The organism is Roseibium sp. (genome assembly GCF_965232425.1).
Classification (GTDB): Bacteria; Pseudomonadota; Alphaproteobacteria; order Rhizobiales; family Stappiaceae; genus Roseibium.
The window spans coordinates 1,978,376-2,001,714 of the sequence record NZ_OZ246971.1; the positions used below are offsets into that span (position 1 = coordinate 1,978,376).

Genomic DNA, 23,339 nt, shown 5'->3' on the forward strand with positions numbered 1-23,339 from the left:
TGATGCATGAGGCTCGGATTTTGGGTAGGTGTTGCTGTTGCGTGCTGTCTTGGAGTTCAAGCGAGCGCCCAAGAGGCGAAACCGAACATCCTGATCAAGAACGTCCATGTCTTTGACGGTGTAAACGAGGCGCGTATCGAGAACGCCAACGTTCTTGTCGAAGGCAATCTTATCGCCTCCGTTTCCACCGCTGATATCGACGCCGCTGGAGCAACGGTCATTGACGGCGGCGGGCGCACAATGATCCCAGGCCTGATCGACGTGCACTGGCACACGACATATGCTTATACGCCCGCAAGTGTCCTCATGCTGAACCAGGGCGACATGGCGGAAGTTGCCATCCGGAGCATGACAGGCGCAAGGGAAACACTTTTGCGCGGCTTCACGACCGTTCGGGACCCCGGCGGAAACCCCTTCGCCATCAAGAAGCTCATTGATAGCGGTGAATATCCCGGACACCGGATCCTGCCGTCCGGCCCGTTCATGAGCCAGACATCAGGACACGCGGACTTTCATAGTCTCCTGGAGAACCCAAGAAGCTCTTATTCGGAATTGAGCTACTGGGAGCGCAACATGATGGCGATGGTGTCCGATGGTGTCCCGGAAGTGCGCAAACGAACTCGCGAGATCCTCAAATACGGAGCCACACAGGTCAAGATCACGACCGGCGGCGGGGTTTCTTCGCAATTCGATCCGCTCGATGTAAGCGAATACTCCGTGGACGAGATCCGGGCTGTCGTTGAAGAAGCAACCAACTTCAACACATACGTGCTCGCACACGTCATGACGGACGAGGGCATTCGCACTTCCGTGGAAAATGGCGTTATGAGTATCGAGCATGGCTTCTTCGCCTCAAGAGAAACCCTTGAACTTATGAAAGAGAAAGGGGCTTGGCTCAGTCCACAGGCCATGTTCGAACCCGATATGGTCTGGGACAGCCCGATCAGTGCAGCCAAATGGAAGCAGGTCACGGATGCGGTCGATCAACTTTACCCGATGGCGGTGGAACTTGGCGTCAACCTCGCCTTCGGGACAGACCAGCTGATGGACCCGACGAAAGCTTACCAGCAGAGTATATACCTCGCCCGCCTCGGAACGTGGATGACGCCCTATCAAGCACTCAAGATTGCGACCTCCGAGAACGCAAAGCTGCTTGAGTTGAGCGGCCCCCGCCATCCGTATCAGGAGGGTCCGCTCGGAGTGATCAAGGAGGGCGCTTATGCCGACCTGATCCTCGTCGATGGCAATCCTCTGGAGAACCTTGAGTTGGTAGCCAACCCCGAGGAAACGTTCGACCTGATCATGAAAGACGGCGTTGTCTACAAGAACGAGCTCTGATCGGAGAAAGCGGATGCGTATGACGGCTTGTATTGTCGGTTTCCTCCTTTTGGCGCTACCCGCCTCCGCGACGCAGATAGGGGCCGACTGGTCGCAACTGATTGATCAGAGCGCCCGGTCTTTCAAGGACCCGTTCAAGGCCCTCACGGTGTCCCAACTAAGCGATGTCGCGACAGTTGTGCGCTTACGGCAAAGACTGAACCGGGAAGACCTGGTGGAAGACGAGAAGGCTCAGGTTTTGGCGCGACTTGAGCTCAAGGAAACGTCGCTCGCAAGGGCAGACATTGATTACGACTGGCTTATCTCCCAGCGATGGATTGTGGCCGATAAGCGAAAGAAAGCCGCGTGGTCAGTGAACAGACAACTGGACGGACAGACCATCAGTATCAAAGGGTACTTCCTGATGGCCGGCTCCATGACCCAAAAGAAGCTGCTGACCTATCTCGTGCCGGAAATCGGCATGTGCGCGCATGTGCCGCCACCAGCGCCCAACAACCTTGTCCGCTTGGCGATGCCAGAGGAGATGGAGCTTCCAGAGAAACTGTTCACACCTGTCGAAATCGTTGGAACAATCAGGTCTGCCCCTGAGAGCATAACTGCACGCGTCGTGGACGGCCCTGTTAAGATGGCCAGTGCCTGGGAGCTATCGGTCGATAGCATGAACGTGTATGAGAGGGTTTCCTCTGAAGCCACTGGAAACTGGCCAGTGGCAATGCAAGCAGGCGGACATATCCAAGTGCCAAATCGCTAGGTTCGTGGCAACAAGGTAAACGTCCGCTCCCCGCCCATTTTGCGAGTTCGGTGCATGACACAATTAGCCCCTTTATCAGGGCCTTTTCGCCAGTTATTCCGTGGTTGGGGGTGTCAAAAACCAATTCCCAGGGTTTGCTGTTAGCCGTGCGTAGGCGAAATTGGTTTCGCCACGTCCGCGAAAACAATTGCGAACGAAACACCTCCTCATCAATTGATTTTACTAGAGGGCGAGCGAAGCATTACGCGCCTCCCTACAATAGGACAGGCCGTCCGACACCGGAGGTGCCGGTTTTCCGCGGCGTCCGGCGCTTGCGCGCAGTCCCGCGGGTTGCCCCCGGGCGGGTCAGATGCGGATTATTGGGCGGCGGTGGAGATGGCGGCCCGGCATTCGAACAGGAGTTCGTCTAGCTCGGATACGGGCATCGGGTGACCGAGGAAATATCCCTGGGCGTCCGTGCAGCCGATGTCTTTCAGCATTTCGAGCAAGAGCTCGGTTTCAACTCCTTCGGCCGTTGTCGTCATGTCGAGGTTTTTCGCCAGGTCTATGACCGCCTTGACGATTGAGACGGATTCGTCCGAATACGCCATGGACCTGACGAAGGACTGATCGATCTTGATCTTGTCGAACGGGAACCGGCGCAGATAGCTCAAGGACGAATAGCCGGTTCCAAAGTCATCCATGGAAATCTTCACACCGAGCGTCTTGGCCTGATGCAGCGCGTCGAGAATTTCCTCCGACTCGATCAGAAGAACGCTCTCGGTCACTTCGAGTTCAAGGCGATCCGCCCTGAGATCGGACTTTGTCAGTGCACTGATCAGGACCGGACCAAAGGAGTGTCCCCTCAGCTGGCGCGGGGACAGGTTGACCGCGACCCTGAGGTGATCGGGCCAGTGCGCCGCCTGCCGGCATGCCTCGTTCAGAACCCATTCGCCAAGCGGCACGATCAGCCCGGTGTCTTCGGCCAGGGGAATGAACTCCATGGGCGGAACCATTCCACGTTCGGGATGATGCCAGCGCACAAGCGCTTCGAAACCGGTCACCGTGTGATTTGCCAGCGAATACTGGGGCTGGAAATACAGCTCGAGCTCGCCATTGGTGATCGCGTAGCGAAGGTCCGTGATCAGCTCTCGTCTTTCGTTGACCGCTGTCCCCATTTCCGCTTCGAAGAAGCGATGCGTGTTCCGGCCGTCTTCCTTTGCCTGATACAGCGCCAGGTCCGCCTGCTTGAAGAGTTCATCGGCCTCGACGACACCGCCCTTCGAAACGGAAATACCGACGCTGACCCCGATGACGATGTCATGGTCGGCGACCTGGAAGGGTTTGGAGAGTTCCCAGATCACCGACTGGGCAAGTTCGTCGATCGCATACAGGTCGGCCGGAAGGTTCGTCAGGATTGCGAACTCGTCTCCACCAAGCCGCACGACGAGTTCACGCTCACTGATCAGTTCTCTCAATCGTTCGGCGACCTGGCGAAGAAGTTCATCGCCGATCGGATGTCCCAGCGAGTCATTGACGGTCTTGAACTCATCGAGGTCCAGACAAAGGATCCCGAACTCCCCGCCCTGAACCTGCTGGCGGTTCAACAGCGCTTCCAGCTGATCCTTGAACTCGATCCTGTTGGGCAGTTGCGTCAGCATGTCGTGACGGGCAAGGAATGCAAGGCGGTCGCGCGCCTCCTGGCGTTCGGTGATGTCCTCGGAAATCGCCACCCAGCCACCATCGCACAGCGGCTGCCGTGTTGTGAGAACGATCCGTCCGGAGCGGATCTTGACCATCTCCGTGCTCTGCGTCGCCCCCTTCGTGCGAACGAGCGAGAAGCTGAGCGTCGAAGGCACAGGCGCTTCCGTTTCCACCAGTTCGACGTCAAGAACGTCGGCAATCTCGGCCGCGGTCATGCCGGGCTTCACGGTGTCTTCGTCAAGTTCGAACAGTTCCACATAACGCTGGTTCGACACGATCAGCTTGCCCTTGGAATCGAACATGCACAGGCCGTGCGACATGTTGTTCAGGGCCGCGTCGAACAGAACGTTCTGTTCTCTCAACTTGGCTTCCTGAGATCGCAGGATCGAGTTCTTTTCATGAACCCGGACACGCAGCGCGTCCCGTTCCTTGACGGACCTTTGCAGGGAAACCACCGATCTCGCGATATCTCCGACTTCGTCGAGACGCTCTGTGCCGACCACCTGGTTCTCGAAGTCTCCGGCAGCGATGCCGGACAGGACGCGGGTGATCTTGGTCAGCGGCCGCGTGATCTGCCGCGAGATCAGAAAAGCAACGGCCGCAAAGGCCACGAGGGCCAGCAGTCCGAACAAGAACAGGCGCTTGAGAAGCTTGGCTTCTTCTTCCGTGCCGATCCTTGTGAGTTCGTTCTGCGTTTCCGTCAGCTGCTCGATCGGCAACAAGGCACAGATCGATATCGGGCTTATGGGGATGCCGCACTTGATGACATTGCTGCCGTTGGAGGTGATGTTGAGGTTTTCCGGCGAGCGCTCGATGTCGCTGATCCTGCCGTCGAAGCTCGCTCTGGAAATGATGTCACCATCGTAGACTACCGCCAGGCCAAAGGCGTTGATCTCGGTGAGATTGGTCAGCATGGGTTCGGTTTCGCGCAGCCACCGCTGCGCAAGAAGTCCGCCGATGACATAGCCGAAATCGTCGTAGACGGGCACGAACATCACCTGCGAGACAGCATTGACATTCTTGCCGGGAACAAAGACCTGCGACTTTTCCTTGGGCAGGACGCCGGAATAGGTCAGGGACTCGCCCGGAAGACTGTCGGCAAGAGACCGCTCGATCTCGTCGAAAAAGACCAGTGAGGGAAGTTTCTGACCCAGCGAAACCAGATCGCTGTCATAGGACGACGCCCCGATGACCCGGGCCTTGTCGTCGAGAACGACAATCCCATCGATGTCGTCAAGTTCGGCGAACGGACCGAGCAACTCGGACATCGCGACGTTGTTGCGCGATTCTATCGCCTTGACAATGTTCGGATCGGCGGCGATGGCACTGACCCTGCGCACCCTGTCCTCGAAGAGGAATTCAAGCCGCTTCCCCGCCAGTTTGACGTCTGCCGTGAGCATTTCCAGCAGCCGGGTCTGTGACAGGTTCAGCAGTTCTCCCTGCTGACGGGTCATGCTGTCCTCAAGCTGATAGGCCACCAGCCCGATCAGGCCGGCAAAGGCGCACAGCGCCGTGAAGACAGCGCCGTACGTGAAATGCCAGAAGAGTGAGGAGTGCCGTATCATGTTTGCTCAGCGCACTACTTGGTTACAGGAACGCCACCGTAATTTTCTATCAGCGCATGCGCCTTGTCCGACCTGCTGAAATCGACAAAGGCTTCCATCTCGCCATCCAGGGTCCCGTCCTTGTAGATGAGGGCCAGCGTGACAGCGCTCGGATAGGCTTCGTCGGTGGGATGATGTCCATCGATTTTGAGAACAGAGAGACCGGTTTCCAGCGGCTGGGAGTAAGGTCCGAACGCGATCGCACCTTCCACGTCCATCGCGGTATTGATCGCGTCCTGCGTGGTCACTGCCGTCTTTGACCGCGGTGCGAATGTCAGGTCCTTCCAGCCCGGCATCGAACCGCGCAAGACCTGCAGCGTGCTGTCGGCATCTTCGCGCCGGACCAGCTTGACGCGCAGGTCTGCGCCGCCAAGCTCGGACCAGTTCGTGATCTTGCCCGAGTAGAGCTTCACCAGCTCTTCGCTGGAAAGGGCGGAAATGCCCGTGGACGGATGCGTGAAGACGGCGCTCGGAATTTTCGCGATCGGCAGATACACCAGACCGGATGCGACTTCGCTTTCCTTCAGGGGCCGGGCGACGCGCCCGAGCCTTTCGGCTCCCGAACTGACTGCCGCGATACCACCACCGGATCCGATACTCGGCGGGATCGAAAGGTCGATATCCGGATGCTCCACGCTGAAACCGTCGCCGATCTCGCGCAGCATTTCCAGACCGTCACCTGTGCCAACGACGTTCAGACCGGATCCGGCAACGGCACCACCGGTGTGGAAAAACACCATGCCCAGCGATACTGCCAGGCCAACAATTGATCTTCGCATTCAGGCCACCCACGTTAATTTTGGCAATCAAGATGCACTCGCCAAGTTAATTAAGAGCTAAAGTACCGATAATTTTTACAATTAACATGTTGTCAGATTTAATGAATGCAATAAATACGAAGGCCATTACAACTCGAATACAACTTTACAATGTGAACTATTTTACCTTGGGTAATATTTTCCTAGTTCCTTTCGCAAACTGCAATCAAAGATAATTTGTAAAGATTCTCGAGAATGCCGTGGAGGCATGCGTTTCATCTGCAACGCCAAATACAACCGGCCTTGAAACCTGCCGGAAAATCGGGAAAGTCGCAGAATGCGCCGAAACCGGAGGCCGTGGCGCTGCCCGCGCCCGTTTTCGACAACCTGTGGTGATTACTCACCGGAAGAACCGCGTGCGGTTCGCGGTGGCGCCGTGCTTTTGCGAACGACAAGGTCGACGCCAACGACGACTGGCTTCAGCCGTTCCGCGCGGCCCGTTGTCTTCGGTTCGATACATTCCAGCAGCAGAGACGCCGCCTTCGTCCCAAGTGCCCGCCGGTCCTGGCGGATCGTCGTCAGGGCCGGGATGTAATAGTCCGATAGTTCGATGTCGTCGAACCCCACAACCGACATGTCTTCAGGCACACTCAGTCCGTGCGCCGTGAGCGTCGACATGAGACCGAATGCCACCTGATCGGACGCGCAGAACACTGCGGTCGGTTTTTCTTCCAGTTCAAGAATGCGCAACGCGGCGCGCCGGCCTGACTCCAGCGAGAAATCCCCGCGCAAGATCCAGTCGTCGCGCACCGGCAGCCGAAGCCTGGCGCGTTCCTCGAGCATGCCCCGCCGCCGCTCGTAGGTCAGGACGTTGTCGCCCGGCCCCGTCACATGCGCTATTTTCCGATGCCCGAGTTGATGCAGGTGCCGAACGGCCAGACGGGCCCCCTCGACATTGTCACTTCTCACCGATGGCAAACCCGCGCTTTGGACCCATTCGCAGGCAAACACGATCCGGTCGGCAACGCCGTTTTTTCTGAACTGCTCAAGTTCCGTTTCGGGCAAGGATCCGTCCAGGCAAATGACGCCATCGATCTGCGAGTTCAGAAAATGATCCACCAGGAACTTGCCCGCCGTGACGAGATCCTTGGTGTCCGCGATCAGAACCGACATGTCATGATCCCCAAAGCTCTCGCTGATACCGGCCAGGATCTGCGAGAAGAACGGATTGCCGAGGTTCGGGACCAGGATCAGGACGGCGCCTGCCTGCCGCGTTCTGAGCGTGCGCGCGGCCTTGTTCACGCGATAGCCCGTTTCACGTATCGCCGCGAAAACGGTATCGCGGGTGCTTTCGGTCAGGAGTTCGGGATTGCTGAGCGCACGGCTGACGGTCGCGGTCGACACGCCGGCCACGACGGCAACGTCGCGAATACGGACATTCTTCTGCGGAAACGCCTTCCCCGGGCCGATTGTTTTGTCCTTGCGCACATTCCGGGTTGACATCGGATCATTTCCCTAGAATTATTGATGTAATCGATTACATGAGAATGATACACCAAAATGTAATCGATTACAAAATGAGGCGAAAGCCGCATTCAGAGATCAATCGAACATTTTCCGGTTCGGTGGGAGGAGAATATGAAAGCACTACGCGTAATCTTTGCCGCATCCACGGCTCTTTGTGCCGCCACTGCCGCGCACGCGACAGATCTTGAAGTCACGCACTGGTGGACGTCCGGCGGCGAGGCCGCGGCCGTTGCCGAGTTTGCAAAAGCGTTCGACGCGACAGGCAACAAGTGGGTCGATGGCGCCATCGCCGGTTCCGGCGGCACCGCCCGGCCGATCATGATCAGCCGCATCACCGGCGGCGACCCGATGGGCGCCACGCAATTCAACCATGGCCGCCAGGCGGAAGAACTGGTCGAAGCCGGTCTGATGCGCGACCTCAGCGACATCGCATCGGAAGGCAACTGGGCCGAGATCGTCCGCCCTTCGAGCCTGCTGGACAGCTGCACGCTTGACGGCAAAATCTATTGCGTTCCGGTCAACATCCACTCCCAGCAGTGGCTCTGGCTGAACAATTCCGTGTTCGAGAATGCCGGACTTGCCGTTCCGACAAACTGGGACGAGTACGTTGCGGCCGCACCGAAGCTCGAGGAAGCCGGCATCGTTCCCCTGGCCATGGGGCAGCAGCCCTGGCAGACCACACTGGCATTCCAGGTGCTTCTTGTCGCCCTGGCAGGCCCGGAAGCCTATACCGCCGTCTTCGGCGGCAAGGACGCCGAACTCGCCGGCGGACCGGAAATGGCCAAGGTTTTTGCCGCGGCCGACAAGGCCCGCGACATGGCGAAAAACTCCAATGTCCAGAACTGGAACGATGCCACCAACATGGTCATCACCGGCAAGGCTGCGGGCCAGATCATGGGCGACTGGGCACAGGGTGAATTTGCCGTTGCCGAACAGGTGGCCGGCAAGGACTACACTTGTCTGCCGGGTCTGGGCGTCAACGAAGTCATCATGACCGGCGGCGATGCATTCTATTTCCCAAAGGTGGATGATGCCGACGTCACCGCCGCCCAGGGTGAACTCGCCAAGGTCATGATCTCGCCGGAAACACAGGTTGCGTTCAACCTGAAGAAAGGATCGCTGCCCGTGCGCGGCGATGTCGACCTCGATGCAGCCAATGACTGCATGCGCAAGGGACTCGACATCCTGGCCGGCGGCAACATCATCCAGGCACCGGACCAGTTGCTCTCGGCAGACAGCCTGACCCAGGTCAACGACCTGTTCGTCGAGTTCTTCAACAATCCGGGAATGTCTGCTGAAGACGCGCAGAAACAGTTCGCGTCCATCATCAGCAGCGCCGACTGATCCGGTAGCGCTCCGCCGCCCGGACAATCGTCGTCAACGCTCGCCCGGGCGGCGTCCTCCAGCCCTGCGCGCAGACTTGCGCGCAGGGAATCCCTGGTGTGTGCCGGATGACCTCTTCGACAAGGACACAATGCCATGGCTGCAGCTGCAGGGCCGACAAGGTGGCACAAGAACCTGAGTGCCAAAGTGGCCGCGATACCGATGATCACGACAGCGCTTGTCGTCTTTATCGGCGGGACCGCCTGGACGGTTCTCTACTCATTCACCAGCTCGAAACTTCTGCCGAAGGAAAAATTCGTCGGGTTTGCCCAGTACGAACGCCTGTGGAGCAGCAGCAAGTGGCTGATCTCCATCGAGAACCTGGCCATTTACGGTGCGTTTTCACTGGTATTCTCGCTGTTGATCGGTTTTGTCCTGGCGGCGCTTCTGGACCAGAAGATCCGCTTCGAGGACACGTTCCGCACAGTTCTTTTGTATCCGTTCGCCCTCAGCTTCATCGTGACCGGCCTTGCCTGGCAATGGATCCTCAATCCGGATTTCGGCGTGCAGCAGGTGGTGCGCAATCTCGGCTGGGAGACCTTCTCCTTCGATCCGCTCTACGATCCGGAAATCGTCATCTACGGCATTCTCATTGCGGGCCTGTGGCAGGGCACAGGTCTGATCATGTGTCTCATGCTGGCCGGTCTCAGGGGAATTGACGAAGACATCTGGAAGGCCGCGAAGATTGACGGAATTCCGATGTGGAAGACCTATATCTTCATCGTCATTCCGATGATGCGCGGCATCTTCATCACGGCCATCGTCCTGATCGCATCCGGCATCATCAAGGTTTACGATCTCGTCGTGGCCCAGACCGGCGGGGGTCCGGGAATTGCCTCCGAAGTGCCGGCGAAATACGTCTACGACGCCATGTTCCTGTCGCAAAACCTCGGACAGGGCTTTGCCGCATCGACGATGATGCTGCTGTCCGTCATCATAATTGTCGTGCCCTGGGCCTATCTCGAATTCGGAGGGAAACGCCGTGGGTAACCTCACCAAGACCTCTGCGGACATCCAGCTTGCCTCCGCGCAGCCGGAGATGACCGGACCACGCGGACGCAAACCGCGTAAGGCCCTGTCGCGCCGTAACATCATGATCTACGGCACGCTGATCATCGTGTCTCTCTATTATCTGCTGCCGCTCTACGTGATGATCGTCACGTCGTTGAAAGGCATGCCGGAGATCCGCCTGGGGAACATCTTCTCGCCACCCGTGGAGATCACCTTCCAGCCGTGGGTGAAGGCCTGGGCCGAAGCCTGCACGGGTCTCAATTGCGACGGGCTGTCACGCGGATTCTTCAATTCGGTCCGGATCCTGATCCCCTCGGTCCTCTTGTCCATCGCGATCGCATCGGTCAACGGCTACGCGCTCGCAAACTGGCGCTTCAAGGGCTCGGAAACCTTCTTCACCATCCTGATCGTCGGTGCCTTCATCCCCTACCAGGTGATGATCTATCCGATCGTGATCATGCTGCGCGAAATCGGACTTTACGGCAGCCTTACCGGCCTCGTGATCGTCCACACCATCTTCGGCATGCCGATCCTCACGCTGCTGTTCCGGAACTACTTCGCGTCGGTTCCGCAGGAACTGTTCAAGGCCGCCCGCGTCGATGGTGCGGGTTTCTGGGGCATCTATTTCCGGATCATGGTGCCGATGAGCCTGCCGATCTTCGTTGTCGCAATGATCCTGCAGGTGACCGGCATCTGGAACGACTTCCTGTTCGGTGTCATCTACACCAAGCCGGATCTCTATCCGATGACGGTCCAGCTCAACAATATCGTCAACTCCACGCAGGGCGTGAAGGAATACAACGTCAACATGGCGGCGACGATCCTGACCGGACTTGTTCCGCTCACCATCTATTTCATCTCCGGCAAACTCTTTGTCCGCGGCATTGCCGCCGGCGCCGTGAAAGGCTGAAGAGGCGTTCCATGGAAAACAACCACAGCATCTCCATCAAGAACCTGGCGCTCAGCTTCGGTGCGCTGGACGTTCTGAAGGACCTCAATCTCGATGTCGGACGCGGTGAATTCCTCGTTCTGCTCGGGTCTTCCGGATGCGGCAAGTCAACGCTGCTGAACTGCATCGCCGGGCTCCTGGATGTGTCGGACGGGCAGATCTTCATCGGCGGCCGGAATGTCACCTGGGAGGAACCGTCGAAACGCGGCATCGGCATGGTGTTCCAGAGCTACGCGCTCTACCCGCAGATGACCGTTGCCGGCAATCTCAGCTTCGGCCTCAAGAATGCCGGTCTGCCCAAAGCGGAAATCGAGGAACGGGTCAACCGCGCCGCAAAGATCCTGCAGATCGAACCCCTGCTGAAGCGCAAACCCGCCGCTCTGTCCGGCGGACAGCGGCAGCGCGCAGCGATCGGCCGGGCCCTGGTGCGCGACGCGGACGTTTTCCTGTTCGACGAACCGCTCTCCAATCTCGATGCAAAGCTGCGTGCCGACCTCAGGGTCGAGATCAAACAGCTCCATCAGAAGCTGAGCAACACGATGATCTACGTCACGCACGATCAGATCGAAGCCATGACACTTGCGGACCGCATTGCGATCATGCGCGGCGGCCAGATCCTTCAGCTTGCAACGCCGCATGAGATCTACAACCGGCCGGCGAGCAAGTATGTTGCCGAATTCATCGGCTCGCCCACCATGAACTTCTTCGATGGCGAAATCATCGCAGGAGACGGGCTGCGCTTTTCCACCGGCGATCACGCGTTTCCGCTCGACGGCTACGGGTTTCGGGACGCCACACCGGTCCAGGGACCCGCATGGTTCGGGATCCGCCCGGAACACATGATCACCGGCCCGGAAGCGGCGGAAGCGAAAATCCGGCTGGACGGGCATATCGAACTGGTCGAACCGCTCGGATCGGACACGCTCGCACGTGTTTCCAGCGGAGGCCGGTCCCTCTGGGTTCGCATGGACGGACAGGCGAGCGTGCGCGACGGAGACAGCATCGCGATCGGGTTTGATCCGGAACGCGCCAACCTCTTCGACAAGACAACCGAAAACCGGCTCTGACCGACACTCTAAAAACACTCAGGCTCCAACCTTCAGGACACCCGTCATGGACGTTTCTTTCCAACTCTACTCGGCCCGCAACTTCACTCCGTGGGACAAGGTGCTCGAAAACCTTGCCGGCCTCGGATTTACGCAGGTGGAAGGCTTCGGCGGCAATTACGAAGACGCTGCCGCCTTCAAGAGTCTGCTCGACCAGAACGGTCTTGCGATGCCGTCCGGGCATTTTTTCCCTCTGGAACAATTCAACGACGATCTCGGCCGCGTCATCGAGACGGCAAAGACCCTCGGCATGGAACGCCTGTTCTGCCCGGCGCTTCCGCCGGAGCAGCGCGTCAGCAATCCGGATGCCTGGGTCAGCGTCGGCCAGAACCTTGAGAACATCGGCAAGAAATTGCGCGATGCCGGGCTTCGTTTTGGCTGGCACAACCATGATTTCGAATTCATTGCGTGCACGGACGGACGGTTGCCGATGGACATCCTGCTCGACAGCGCGCCTTCGATCGAATGGGAAGCCGATATCGCCTGGATCGTTCGTGGCGGACAGGACCCGCTGACCTGGATCGATCGCTACGCCGACCGCATCACCACCGCCCACGTCAAGGACATTGCGCCGCAAGGCGAATGCACCGACGAGGACGGCTGGGCCGATGTCGGCCATGGCGTCATGGACTGGGCGGGTCTCACGGCCGCCCTGCGCAAGGCCGGTGTCGACCTCTTCGTCATGGAACACGACAACCCCTCCGACGTCGAACGGTTTGCAAGCCGTTCAATCGAAGCATTCCGGAATTTCTAAGGATCAGACATGACAGACAAGCTTGGTATCGGCATCCTGGGATGCGGAAACATCTCCGCTGCCTACATGCGTCTGGCGCCTCTCTTCAAGGGGATCGAAGTGCGCGCTTGCGCGGACCTCAACGAGGATGCGGCAAAGGCGCGTGCCGAAGAATTCAACCTCAGGGCCGAAACCGTCGACGGCCTCCTGGCCGCGGACGACATCGACATCATCGTCAACCTGACGGTGCCGGCCGCACATTTCGAGGTGTCCGGCAACATCCTGAAGGCCGGAAAACACGTCTACTCGGAAAAGCCGTTCGTGCTCAGCGTCGAGGAAGGCCAGACCCTTCAGAAGCTGGCCGCAGAGAAAGGGCTCCGCGTCGGCTCTGCGCCCGACACGTTTCTGGGCGGCGCGCACCAGCTGGCCAGACATCTGGTCGACAGCGGTGCCGTCGGTGCCGTCACCTCGGGCACCTGCTTCGTGCAAAGCCCGGGCATGGAAATGTGGCATCCAAACCCGGACTTCTTCTTCAAGCCGGGCGGCGGCCCGATCCTGGATCTCGGCCCCTACTACGTCTCCAACCTCGTTCAGTTGCTGGGACCGGTCAAACGCGTCACCGCCATGAGCTCCTCGGGCTCCGAGTACCGCACGATCACCTCCGAACCGCGCCACGGCGAAAAGATCAAGGTCGAGACACCGACGACGATCCATGCCGTCATGCAGTTCCAGTCCGGTGCGCAGGTGACCTATTGCGCAAGCTGGGATGTCTGGCAGCATGGACACTCCAACATGGAGCTCTACGGCCGCGAGGGAACCCTGCACGTTCCGGATCCGAACTTCTTCGGCGGGGAAATCCGCATGACCGCCAGGAACAGCTTCGTCACGGTTTCGGAAGACTGGAAGCATCCGTTCTCCGTCGCCAATGACGGATCCCATGCCAACTACCGGGCAGCCGGTCTTGCGGACATGGCGCTCGCCATCCTGCAGAACCGGCCGCACAGGTGTTCGCTGGAATTTTCCCTGCATGTCGTGGATGTGATGACATCAATTCTCGCTTCCGGCGAGACGGGTGAGTACAAGGATATTCTCACCACATGCGACCGGCCCGAGGCTCTTGGACCCCAGGCGGCGCAGGACCTCTTGGCGTAGTAGGAATCCTCATGACCTGGCAAGCTGCACAAGCACGTTATGACACCATGGAATACCGCCGCTGCGGGAGATCCGGCCTGAAACTGCCGGTGATCTCGCTCGGCCTCTGGCATAACTTCGGAGGCGACACCGCGCATGAACGCAAACGCGATATCGTGCGCACCGCCTTCGATCACGGCATCACGCATTTCGATCTTGCCAACAATTACGGTCCGCCACCGGGGTCGGCAGAGGAAGCGTTCGGGGACATCCTGAAAACGGACTTCGCGCCCTACCGGGACGAGATGATCATCTCGTCCAAGGCCGGCTACGGCATGTGGCCAGGTCCCTACGGTGAATGGGGCAGCCGGAAATACCTGATCGCCTCCTGCGATCAGTCCCTGAAGCGGCTCGGGCTCGATTATGTCGATATTTTCTATTCGCACCGCTTCGACCCTGACACACCGTTGGAGGAGACCATGATGGCGCTCGACCATATCGTCCGGTCCGGGCGTGCGCTTTATGTCGGCATCTCCTCCTACAATTCCAAACGGACCCGGGAAGCGGCCGCGATCCTGAAGGACCTCGGCACACCGTGCCTGATCCATCAGCCGAGCTATTCCATGATCAACCGCTGGGTCGAAGAAGACGGCCTTCTCGACACGCTGGACGATCTCGGCATCGGCTCCATCGCCTTCACACCACTGGCGCAGGGCATGCTGACCAACAAGTATCTCAAGGGCATTCCGGAAGGCAGCCGGGCAACACAGGGCAAGTCCCTCCGGAACGAATTTCTGAGCGAGGAGACGCTCGAAGCGATCCGCGCCCTCAACGCGATTGCCGAGCGCCGCGGACAGACGCTCGCGCAGATGGCCCTCGCCTGGGTTCTGCGCAACGGACGGGTCACCACGGCGCTCATCGGCGCCAGCCGGCCCGAGCAGGTGAGCGATTGCGCTGCGGTCGTCAACAACATGGGTTTCACCGAAGCGGAACTGCAGGAAATCGAGGCAACGACGGTCGAGGCGAATGTCAACCTTTGGGCGGCCTCGTCCGAGCGGCCGGGACCGTCCCGAAAATGATCCGCAATCCGATCCTGCCCGGGTTCAATCCGGATCCCTCGATCTGCCGCGTGGGCAATGACTACTACATCGCCACGTCGACATTCGAATGGTATCCGGGCGTCCAGATCCACAAGTCGAAAGACCTCGTGAACTGGAGCCTTGCAGGCCGGCCGCTAAACCGGGCGAAACAGCTCGACATGCGCGGCAACCCGGACAGCGGCGGTGTCTGGGCGCCGTGCCTGAGCCATGCGGACGGATGGTTCTGGCTGGTCTATACCGACGTCAAGCGCCTGGACGGCAACTTCAAGGACGCCCACAACTACGTGGTGACGTCCGCCTCGATCGACGGCCCCTGGAGCGATCCGATCTATCTCTCCTCGCACGGGTTCGATCCGTCCCTGTTTCACGACGACGACGGACGCAGATGGTACCTCGTGCTCCAGTGGAACCACATTTCAAGTTCCGTCGGAGGCAAACCGAAAGCCTCCGCCTTTGACGGCATCCTGCTGCAGGAGTGGTCGGAAAAGGAAGGTCTGATCGGGCAGCCGAAGAAGATCTTCTCCGGCAGTCCGCTCGGTCTGACGGAGGGGCCGCACCTGTTCAAACGCAATGGCTGGTACTATCTCACCGTCGCCGAAGGCGGAACGGGATACAATCATGCCGTTACCATGGCGCGGTCCCGCTCGATCGACGGCCCTTACGAGCTGCATCCCGACACGCATCTGATCACGGCAAAGGACGCGCCGGACTGGCCGCTGCAGCGGGCCGGCCACGGCCAGATCGTCGAAACGCCGGATGGCCAGACCTACCACACGCATCTTTGCTCCCGGCCGTTGCCCGGACGCTTTTCACCCATGGGCCGGGAAACGGGATTGCAGAAATGCGTCTGGAAAAACGACTGGCTGTACCTTGCGGACGACGGCCCGCTGCCCCAGGTCGACGTCCCCGGTCTTGGCAACGCAAGCCCGAGACCGGTCCGGAAACTTGAGCGCGTTTTCAACGGCACCATCCTGCCGGAGGAATTCCAGTGGCTGAGGACACCCTATCCCGACCGGCTGTTTTCGCTGACCGGATCAGCCCTGCGTCTCACCGGACGCGAAAGCGTCGGCAGCTGGAACGAACAGGCGTTGATCGCGCGCAGACAGGAACACCACGCCTTTCGTGCGGAGACAACGCTGACTGCGTTCGAACCTGACACCTATCAGCAGGCAGCGGGGCTGACGACCTACTACAACCGGCACAAGTTTCACCTTCTTGCGGTCAGCCGGACCGAGGAACAGGGCCGCTGCCTGATGCTGATGTCCTGTCCCGGCGACTGGCCCGACGGGCGCATGACATTTCCGGCGGCGTTTGTCCCGATCGACGACGGCCCCGTCGGCCTTGCGGTAACGGTCGACGGTGCGCGCCAGCAATTCCACTGGCGCCAGCAGGGCGGCTGGCAACCCATCGGACCGGAGCTTGATGCAAGCGTCATTTCGGACGAAGGTGGCCGTGGAGAACATGCATCCTTCACCGGGGCCTTCGTGGGCATGCTTGCCTTCGACGTGACCGGCGGGGGCAGGACAGCGGAATTCGACCGGTTCACTTATGCACCTGAAGGAACCTGACGGCGCGGCCACGCTGCCCGTTCAAGAACAACTGGGAGGACAAGAATGGCAGGACTGATCAAGGGACCCGCAATTTTCCTGGCGCAATTCGGCGGCGACGAGGCGCCTTTCAACAGCCTGCCCGCGATCGCGAAATGGGCAGCGGATCTCGGGTACAAGGGCATCCAGATCCCGACCTTCGACAGCCGGCTTTTCGATCTCGACGAGGCGGCCGAAAGCCAGGCCTATTGCGACGAAGTCGCGGGCATCTGCGCGGACGCGGGTGTGGAGATCACCGAACTGTCGACCCACCTGCAGGGCCAGCTGGTTGCCGTTCACCCGGCCTATGACCTTGCCTTTGACGGCTTCGCCCCGGCGCATCTTCACGGCAACCCGGCCGGGCGCCAGGAATGGGCGGTCGATCAGATGAAGAAGGCGGCGGTTGCCAGCAAGAGGCTTGGCCTGACCGCTTCGGTCAGCTTCACCGGCTCGCTGGCATTTCCGTATCTCTATCCCTGGCCGCAGCGGCCGGCGGGGCTGATCGAGGAAGCCTTCGCCGAACTTGCCCGGCGCTGGAAACCGATCCTGGATGTCTACGAGGACAATGGCGTCGATGTCGGCTACGAGATCCATCCAGGCGAGGATGTGTTCGACGGCATCACGTTCGAGATGTTCCTTGAGGCGCTCGGGGGCCATGCGCGGTGCCAGATCAACTACGATCCGTCGCACTTCCTGCTGCAGCAACTGGATTACCTGGCCTTCATCGACATCTACCACGAGCGGATCTGCGCCTATCACGTGAAGGATGCTGAATTCAATCCGGACGGCCGCCAGGGCGTTTATTCCGGCTACCAGGGCTGGGTGAACCGCGCGGGCCGTTTCCGCTCGCTCGGCGACGGCCAGGTGGACTTTTCAGGCATCTTCTCCAAGCTTGCCCAGTATGGCTACGACAGCTGGGCGGTTCTGGAGTGGGAATGCTGCCTGAAGTCACCCGAGCAGGGGGCGGCTGAAGGCGCGCCCTTCATCGAGAGCCACATCATCGAGGTCACGGACAAGGCATTCGACGACTTCGCGGGAGGTGATACCGACCAGGAGCAGATCCGCAAGATGCTCGGGCTCTGAGCCGCCTGAAACGTGGGAAGACACGCCGGTGCCTTTCGGAGGCTCCGGCTTTTTGCTGGGATTTTTTTCTCTAACGGCTTTCCTTGCGGCCACCGGCAAAGGTCACCACGCCGACGATGATCAGGCCGGTGAGGATCAGCCGCAGACCGGCTGCTGCGCCGAACGTATTCAACATTGCCACGAGCAGGAACAGGAACAGCGCGGATCCGAAGATGCCCGGGACGTTGGAGTTGCCGCCTGCGATGGACGAGCCGCCGATCACCACGACCGCGATCGAGGCAAGCAGGTATTCCTCGCCCATGTTCAGAGACGAGCCTCCGGAGAACCCGGCCAGGAAAACCCCGCACACGGCGGCCAGCACGGCGGAGAGCGTATAGGTCAGATAGCGAATGCGCTCGATCGGGACACCGGCCAGCCGCGCAGCCCGCGTGTTCTGGCCGAAGGCGGTGACGGAGCGTCCGTAAACCGTTCGGTTCAAAAGCACGGCCATGACGATTGCGAACGCAATCACCAGGAGCGAGAGAACCGGCACGCCCATCATCTTCGACGTGGAAATCCATTCGAGCGCCGCCGGTGGCTTGATCTTGACGCCCCGCCCCAGCGCGATCGCGCTCGACTGTACGAGAAAGCTGGACGACATGGTGGCGATGATCGGCGGGATCGTCAGCACCCGGATCAGGCCGTAGTTGAAGAGACCCACCAGGACGCCGACGGCGACCGCTGCCAGGATGCCCGGCAGGATCATCGCGTTGGTTCCGTCCATGACCATCATGGACACCACCGCCGACAGGGTGATCGTCGACGGGATCGAAAGGTCGACATTGCCGGGCCCGAGCGTGATCACGAACATCTGGCCGATGCCGACCATCACGAAGAAGGTGGAAAAGGAAAGCGCGGTTGAAGCCAGCGCCAATCCGCCGGTGCCGCTGATATAGGCGGCCGTGACGGCCCAGGTCAGGAACGCGGCCAGGAAAGACCAGCTCCACGGGTGTTGGCGCATGTACATTTCGAGCTGTTTCATTTGCGCGCCTCCAGCCGGTTGACGATGGCCCTGAGCGCCAGAACGATGATCAGCACGGCGCCCTGCGCCCCGATCTGCCAGTCCGGAGAGATGCGCAGGAAGGACAGGAACGACGCTGTCAGGGTCAGTGTCATCGCTCCGAGAACCGCGCCCACGGGAGAGATCCGGCCACCGACGAATTCGCCACCTCCGAGAATGACCCCGGCAATGGACAGCAGGGTGTAGCGGAGCGCGATGTTGGCATCCGCCGAGGTCGCCAGCCCGACCAGCGTCAGACCCGCCAGAATGCCGAAGACCGCGGTCAGGGCATACATGGTCATCTTCAATTTGAGCACGGACCAGCCGGCGCGCGTGATCGCCCTTTCATTGCCGCCGACACCGCGCATGAGAACGCCCCACGACGTGCGCATCAGCGCGAAATGAACGACAAGCGCCAGCACCGCCGCCGCGACCAGCGGCATCGGGACATAGGGTGGTTTCAGGGTAACCAGCGATCGGATCCAGTCGGGCGCGCTGCCCCCCGGCGTCGGCAACAGAAGAACCGCGCATCCGGACCAGACAAACGACATGCCGAGCGTCACCACGATGCTCGGCAACTGCCGGATATAGATCAGCGCGCCGATGGCCGCATAAACGGCAATGCAGCCGAGCAGGGCGGCAATGCCCAGAAGCGGCGTCTCGTTCAGCCAGGTCGCGCCGATACAGGCGACCAGCGACACGAAACTTCCGATCGACAGATCCAGGTCATTGACCGCGATCACGAACATCTGGGCAATCGTCGCAAGCGCGATCGGCACGGCCAGATTGAACAGGAGATTCAGTCCGAAATAGCTCATCGCGCGCGGCTGAAGCCAGAACACGCCGAGCAGGACGAAGGTCAGGGACAGCGCCGGCAGCGCCCCCCGCCAGAAACGGGCCGAAGCAAAAAATCCCAATGCCGTCATGCCGCCCCGCTTACCTGTTTGAACGAGGCCCTGAGAACATTTTCCTCGGTGATTTCGGCGCCGGTCAGGGTCTCGCTCACGACGCCGTCGCGAAATACGTAGACCCGGTCGCAGTAATCGAGCTCCTCCATTTCGGTCGTGTACCAAAGGAAAGTGCGTCCTTGCGACGCTTCCTGGCGGATGATGGCATAGACCTCGTTCTTGGTGCCGATATCGACGCCGCGCATCGGGTCGTCCATGAGGACGATGTCTGCCGCAGACCCGAGCGCACGCGCAAACAGGACCTTCTGCTGATTGCCGCCCGAGAGCGACAGGATCGGCGCTTCGACATCCGGTGCCCGAATGCCGATCCGTTCCTTCCAGGCATCGGCGAGTTCGCGTTCCTTCCCGTTCTGGATCAGGAGGCCCGACAACAGTCTTTTCAGCGAGGAGATGCCGATATTCTTGCGGATCGACCAGAGCGGCAGAACGCCGTCCACCTGCCTGTCCCCGGCAATGAAGCAGCAGCCCGTGTCCTGCGCACCGGAAGGCAGCACACCGTGCCCGTCGAAAATCTGCAGCAGTGCCTCCGTCTGGCCCTGACCGGACAGTCCGGCAAAGCCGACGACTTCCCCGGCCTGCGCCCTGATGCTCTGGTCATCGGGCTGCTCGGGCGGGCGCATGTGGATGCGCTCCTCGCTCACGGCCTTGGGTGGCGCGGCATCCCTGCGCGGGGCAACGCCGGCAACGACCGTACTGCCCATGGCCTCGACGAGGCTGCCGCGGTCGAAGCCTGACGCGTCCCTGAAGGCGACGACCCGGCCGTCCTTCATGACGGCGATCTTGCTGGACACCTGGAGGATTTCGCCTAGCAGATGGGAAATGAGGATCACGCTGATGCCCTCAGCCGTGACCCGCCCGACATAGTCCAGGAGCTGCTCGGCAACCCGCGCATCCAGGGACGATGTCGGTTCGTCCAGAATGACCAGCCGGATTTGCGTGTCGGTGACCGTGAAGGCACGCGCGATCTCGACCATCTGGCGCTTGGAAATCGACAGGTCGCCGACAATATCGAAAGCGCTCACGCCGTGCCCGGGGAAGATCAGATCGAGCCGTTCCATGATCAGCGCGGCCGCGCGCGGCCTCCAGCCGAGCCCCTTGAGCACCGGATGAATGATGCGCGTGTTCTCGGCAACCGACAGGTTGGGACAGAGCGACAGTTCCTGAAAGACACAGCGGATGCCGAGCCTGCCGGCATCCTGCACCGCGTAACCCCGGCCGAGATCCGTGCCGGCGATCGACAGGCTGCCGCCACTCGCCTCCAGGGTCCCGGCCAGGATGTTCATCAAGGTGGACTTGCCGGCGCCGTTATGGCCGACAAGTCCGAGACACTCTCCGGTGTGGATGTCGAGATCCACACCGCTCAGGGCCTGTACCGCCCCGAAGACCTTCTGAATTCCCGTTAGGGAAATCAGAGGGCTCACAGTTTCCGTCGTCATTGCTCCTCCGGAAATCGAACGGACGGTACCGGCACGCCTTACTTCACGCTTTCCAGGTAGGCCTTGGCGTCATCGAGAGAGTACTCGACGTTGGAGACGCCGCCCGGCTCGGTGTTGGCGAGCCCCTCTTCAAGGTCTGCCTGGTCGATCTGCAGGAAAGGCACGATCAGTTCCTTGGGAACATCCTGTCCGTCGAGGATCTGCTGCGCAACCCAAAAGGCCAGTGTCGACACGCCCGGTGCGATGGAAACGGACATGGTTTCATAGCCGTTCGCATCTTTTTGTTCCTTCCACCAGGTCAACTCGTCATGGCGGTTGCCCATGATGATGATCGGTGTCGGCCGCCCCGCAGCCGCAAAGGCCTGGGCCGCGCCGTAGCCATCGCCGCCCTGCGTCACGACCGCGACGATATCCGGCATGCTCGGAAGGATACCGGCAACCGCTTTCTGGGCGACCGTCTGCGTCCATTCGCCGTGTACGGAACCGGCGACGTTGAACTTGTCGTGGTTGGCGACGCCTGCCTCGATGCCCGAGTGGATTTCGTCGTCGACGAAGACACCGGCAAGGCCGCGGATTTCCAGAAGCTCGCCGCCATCCGGCAGCCGGCCGGACAGGTAGTCGACCTGGATCTCGCCCATCTTCTTGAAGTCGACCGCGATGCGCCAGGCACAGGGTTCGGTGACGACGCCATCAAACGAGACGACGACGATACCGGCATCGCAGGCTTCCTTTACCGCGCCGTTCAGCGCCGTCGGTGAAGCCGCGTTGACGACGATCGCGTCATAGCCCTGCAGGATCAGGTTCTGGATCTGGGCCGCCTGCTCCGTCGCCTGGTTCTCGGCGGTGGTAAAGGCGTCACCCGCGGCGACTGTGCCGGAGCTGACCGCCTGTTCGGCGTTCTTTCCCCAGGACTTGAGCATGGCCTGGCGCCAGCTGTTGCCGGCATAGTTGTTCGAAAGCGCGATCCGCTTGTCGGACGTGTCAGCAACAGACGGCTGCACGGCCGCGACCGTCAAGGCCAGAGCGGTGGTCGCAAGAAGTATCGATTGACGTATTCTCATGATTTCCTCCCAATCATCAGTCCTTAATTCCAGATAGTCAGAAAGCTCTCCTCCTGGTTGCCCCACGGACACCGACATAAATCGCATAAAGCGACGTCGTGGCCGTGATGAACAGGCGATTGTTTTTCGCACCGCCGAATGTCAGGTTGGCGACGGCTTCGGGAATGACGATGCGCCCGAGATAAGTTCCGTCCGGCGCGAAGACCTGAACCCCGTTACCGGAGCTGGTCCAGATGTTGCCGAACTCGTCCAGCCTGAAGCCGTCCGGCACGCCCGGCGAAATCTCGGCAAAAACGCTCTCGCTCTCGGGGCGGCCGGAAGCGCCGAGCTCAAAGACCATGATGTGATGCGGTCCGCCGGCGAGATGAGAGACACCCGTGTCGGAGACGTAGAGCCGCTTTTCATCAAGCGAAAACGCAAGACCATTGGGTTTCACCATGGTCTTGATGACAGGCTCGACCTCACCCGTTTCCGGATCGAGCCGATAGACATAACAGCCGTCCTGCTCGGGTTCGGCGCGCTCGCCCTCGTAATCCGTCAGGATGCCGTAGGTCGGATCCGTGAACCATACGGACCCGTCGGATTTCACCACGACATCGTTCGGCGAGTTCAGTCGCCTGCCGCCGGAGTGCGACGCCAGCACGGTCCGGGAGCCGTCATGTTCGCGGCGGGTCACGGAACGGGTCAGGTGCTCGCAGCTGATCAGCCTGCCCTCGCAATCGATCGTATTGCCGTTGGCGTGGTTGGACGTCGTCGTCAGGGGCCGCGTTCCAAGGCCTTCGACCCACTGCAGAATGCGGTTGTTGGGAATGTCGGACCAGACAACGCAATCCGTTGCCGCAAAATAGGCGGGCCCCTCCGCCCACAGGCAATTTTCGTAGAGGCGCTCCAGACCGCAGATCGGGATCACAAGATCCCGCATGCGTTCGCACGCGATTTCGACCCCATCATGCAATGGACGCTGTCTCCCTGGTCCGCCGGTTTCAAGGTTCTGATCCGGCGGCGATTGCTTTGTTGTTCAGGGAGCTTTCCATGCCGCCCGCACATTGTATGCTGTAGTTTCGACAAACCTCTTGCGGGAACCCGCAGCCC

Annotated in this window: 19 protein-coding genes; 11 read left to right on the top strand and 8 right to left on the bottom strand. The window is 60.3% G+C overall.

The window, feature by feature from the left end:
• The first annotated feature begins 6 nt into the window (after positions 1–6).
• Entirely contained in the window at positions 7–1,338 is a 1,332-nt protein-coding gene (locus ACO08A_RS08925) for an amidohydrolase family protein (protein ID WP_422040767.1), read from the top strand.
• A 13-nt stretch (positions 1,339–1,351) separates the two neighbouring features.
• Positions 1,352–2,089, top strand: a complete 738-nt coding sequence (locus ACO08A_RS08930; protein WP_422040768.1) for a DUF3299 domain-containing protein — start codon at positions 1,352–1,354, stop codon at positions 2,087–2,089.
• 356 nt (positions 2,090–2,445) lie between these two features.
• On the opposite strand, the gene ACO08A_RS08935 is transcribed toward ACO08A_RS08930, so the two are convergent.
• From ACO08A_RS08935 to ACO08A_RS08945, 3 genes are all read right to left on the bottom strand, one after another.
• Positions 2,446–5,337 (bottom strand): EAL domain-containing protein, encoded by a 2,892-nt coding sequence (locus tag ACO08A_RS08935; RefSeq protein ID WP_422040769.1) that lies wholly within the window; start codon positions 5,335–5,337, stop codon positions 2,446–2,448.
• A 14-nt stretch (positions 5,338–5,351) separates the two neighbouring features.
• Positions 5,352–6,155, bottom strand: coding sequence for a PstS family phosphate ABC transporter substrate-binding protein (locus ACO08A_RS08940; RefSeq protein ID WP_422040770.1), 804 nt, complete (start codon positions 6,153–6,155; stop codon positions 5,352–5,354).
• Positions 6,156–6,530: 375 nt separating this feature from the next.
• Positions 6,531–7,637 (bottom strand): LacI family DNA-binding transcriptional regulator, encoded by a 1,107-nt coding sequence (locus tag ACO08A_RS08945; protein WP_422040771.1) that lies wholly within the window; start codon positions 7,635–7,637, stop codon positions 6,531–6,533.
• A 135-nt stretch (positions 7,638–7,772) separates the two neighbouring features.
• On the opposite strand from ACO08A_RS08945, the gene ACO08A_RS08950 reads away from it, so the two are divergent.
• The 9 genes from ACO08A_RS08950 to ACO08A_RS08990 all read left to right on the top strand — a co-directional run bounded on the left by ACO08A_RS08950 (position 7,773) and on the right by ACO08A_RS08990 (position 17,743).
• Positions 7,773–9,005, top strand: coding sequence for an ABC transporter substrate-binding protein (locus tag ACO08A_RS08950; RefSeq protein ID WP_422040772.1), 1,233 nt, complete (start codon positions 7,773–7,775; stop codon positions 9,003–9,005).
• A 135-nt stretch (positions 9,006–9,140) separates the two neighbouring features.
• On the top strand, positions 9,141–10,034 hold the full coding sequence (locus tag ACO08A_RS08955) for a carbohydrate ABC transporter permease (RefSeq protein ID WP_422040773.1): 894 nt from the start codon (positions 9,141–9,143) through the stop codon (positions 10,032–10,034).
• A gap of 49 nt (positions 10,035–10,083) precedes the next feature.
• Positions 10,084–10,965 (top strand): carbohydrate ABC transporter permease, encoded by an 882-nt coding sequence (locus ACO08A_RS08960; RefSeq protein ID WP_306142785.1) that lies wholly within the window; start codon positions 10,084–10,086, stop codon positions 10,963–10,965.
• A gap of 11 nt (positions 10,966–10,976) precedes the next feature.
• On the top strand, positions 10,977–12,071 hold the full coding sequence (locus tag ACO08A_RS08965; protein ID WP_422040774.1) for an ABC transporter ATP-binding protein: 1,095 nt from the start codon (positions 10,977–10,979) through the stop codon (positions 12,069–12,071).
• A gap of 46 nt (positions 12,072–12,117) precedes the next feature.
• Positions 12,118–12,864 (top strand): sugar phosphate isomerase/epimerase family protein, encoded by a 747-nt coding sequence (locus ACO08A_RS08970; protein ID WP_422040775.1) that lies wholly within the window; start codon positions 12,118–12,120, stop codon positions 12,862–12,864.
• Positions 12,865–12,873: 9 nt separating this feature from the next.
• Complete coding sequence (locus ACO08A_RS08975) at positions 12,874–13,995, top strand: Gfo/Idh/MocA family protein (protein ID WP_422040776.1); 1,122 nt, start codon at positions 12,874–12,876, stop codon at positions 13,993–13,995.
• Positions 13,996–14,006: 11 nt separating this feature from the next.
• Complete coding sequence (gene mgrA / locus ACO08A_RS08980; protein WP_422040777.1) at positions 14,007–15,053, top strand: L-glyceraldehyde 3-phosphate reductase; 1,047 nt, start codon at positions 14,007–14,009, stop codon at positions 15,051–15,053.
• Positions 15,050–16,642 carry a glycoside hydrolase family 43 protein gene (locus tag ACO08A_RS08985; RefSeq protein WP_422040778.1) on the top strand — a complete coding sequence of 531 codons (1,593 nt, stop codon included), beginning with the start codon at positions 15,050–15,052 and terminating at the stop codon, positions 16,640–16,642. The genes mgrA and ACO08A_RS08985 overlap by 4 nt, the downstream gene beginning before the upstream one ends.
• A gap of 45 nt (positions 16,643–16,687) precedes the next feature.
• Positions 16,688–17,743: a sugar phosphate isomerase/epimerase family protein gene (locus ACO08A_RS08990; protein WP_422040779.1), complete on the top strand. Its 1,056-nt coding sequence runs from the start codon at positions 16,688–16,690 to the stop codon at positions 17,741–17,743.
• Between the two features lie 70 nt (positions 17,744–17,813).
• On the opposite strand, the gene ACO08A_RS08995 is transcribed toward ACO08A_RS08990, so the two are convergent.
• The 5 genes from ACO08A_RS08995 to ACO08A_RS09015 are packed head-to-tail and all read right to left on the bottom strand — an operon-like array spanning position 17,814 to position 23,169.
• Positions 17,814–18,764, bottom strand: coding sequence for an ABC transporter permease (locus ACO08A_RS08995; protein WP_422040780.1), 951 nt, complete (start codon positions 18,762–18,764; stop codon positions 17,814–17,816).
• Positions 18,761–19,699 (bottom strand): ABC transporter permease, encoded by a 939-nt coding sequence (locus ACO08A_RS09000; protein ID WP_421984407.1) that lies wholly within the window; start codon positions 19,697–19,699, stop codon positions 18,761–18,763. Before ACO08A_RS09000 ends, ACO08A_RS08995 begins: the two co-directional genes overlap by 4 nt.
• 5 nt (positions 19,700–19,704) lie before the next feature.
• A complete protein-coding gene (locus ACO08A_RS09005; RefSeq protein WP_422040781.1) occupies positions 19,705–21,186 on the bottom strand; it encodes a sugar ABC transporter ATP-binding protein in 1,482 nt (493 codons plus the stop codon).
• Positions 21,187–21,224: 38 nt separating this feature from the next.
• A complete protein-coding gene (locus tag ACO08A_RS09010) occupies positions 21,225–22,247 on the bottom strand; it encodes an ABC transporter substrate-binding protein (RefSeq protein ID WP_422040782.1) in 1,023 nt (340 codons plus the stop codon).
• A gap of 37 nt (positions 22,248–22,284) precedes the next feature.
• Positions 22,285–23,169 carry an SMP-30/gluconolactonase/LRE family protein gene (locus ACO08A_RS09015; protein ID WP_422041732.1) on the bottom strand — a complete coding sequence of 295 codons (885 nt, stop codon included), beginning with the start codon at positions 23,167–23,169 and terminating at the stop codon, positions 22,285–22,287.
• Positions 23,170–23,339 lie beyond the last annotated feature (170 nt).

Coding starts and splice junctions, on each gene's coding strand:
- ACO08A_RS08925 (WP_422040767.1), top strand. CDS start 7: ATGAGGCTCGGATTTTGGGTAGGTGTTGCTGTTGCGTGCTGTCTTGGA.
- ACO08A_RS08930 (WP_422040768.1), top strand. CDS start 1,352: ATGCGTATGACGGCTTGTATTGTCGGTTTCCTCCTTTTGGCGCTACCC.
- ACO08A_RS08935 (WP_422040769.1), bottom strand. CDS start 5,337: ATGATACGGCACTCCTCACTCTTCTGGCATTTCACGTACGGCGCTGTC.
- ACO08A_RS08940 (WP_422040770.1), bottom strand. CDS start 6,155: ATGCGAAGATCAATTGTTGGCCTGGCAGTATCGCTGGGCATGGTGTTT.
- ACO08A_RS08945 (WP_422040771.1), bottom strand. CDS start 7,637: ATGTCAACCCGGAATGTGCGCAAGGACAAAACAATCGGCCCGGGGAAG.
- ACO08A_RS08950 (WP_422040772.1), top strand. CDS start 7,773: ATGAAAGCACTACGCGTAATCTTTGCCGCATCCACGGCTCTTTGTGCC.
- ACO08A_RS08955 (WP_422040773.1), top strand. CDS start 9,141: ATGGCTGCAGCTGCAGGGCCGACAAGGTGGCACAAGAACCTGAGTGCC.
- ACO08A_RS08960 (WP_306142785.1), top strand. CDS start 10,084: ATGACCGGACCACGCGGACGCAAACCGCGTAAGGCCCTGTCGCGCCGT.
- ACO08A_RS08965 (WP_422040774.1), top strand. CDS start 10,977: ATGGAAAACAACCACAGCATCTCCATCAAGAACCTGGCGCTCAGCTTC.
- ACO08A_RS08970 (WP_422040775.1), top strand. CDS start 12,118: ATGGACGTTTCTTTCCAACTCTACTCGGCCCGCAACTTCACTCCGTGG.
- ACO08A_RS08975 (WP_422040776.1), top strand. CDS start 12,874: ATGACAGACAAGCTTGGTATCGGCATCCTGGGATGCGGAAACATCTCC.
- mgrA (WP_422040777.1), top strand. CDS start 14,007: ATGACCTGGCAAGCTGCACAAGCACGTTATGACACCATGGAATACCGC.
- ACO08A_RS08985 (WP_422040778.1), top strand. CDS start 15,050: ATGATCCGCAATCCGATCCTGCCCGGGTTCAATCCGGATCCCTCGATC.
- ACO08A_RS08990 (WP_422040779.1), top strand. CDS start 16,688: ATGGCAGGACTGATCAAGGGACCCGCAATTTTCCTGGCGCAATTCGGC.
- ACO08A_RS08995 (WP_422040780.1), bottom strand. CDS start 18,764: ATGAAACAGCTCGAAATGTACATGCGCCAACACCCGTGGAGCTGGTCT.
- ACO08A_RS09005 (WP_422040781.1), bottom strand. CDS start 21,186: ATGACGACGGAAACTGTGAGCCCTCTGATTTCCCTAACGGGAATTCAG.
- ACO08A_RS09010 (WP_422040782.1), bottom strand. CDS start 22,247: ATGAGAATACGTCAATCGATACTTCTTGCGACCACCGCTCTGGCCTTG.
- ACO08A_RS09015 (WP_422041732.1), bottom strand. CDS start 23,169: ATGCGGGATCTTGTGATCCCGATCTGCGGTCTGGAGCGCCTCTACGAA.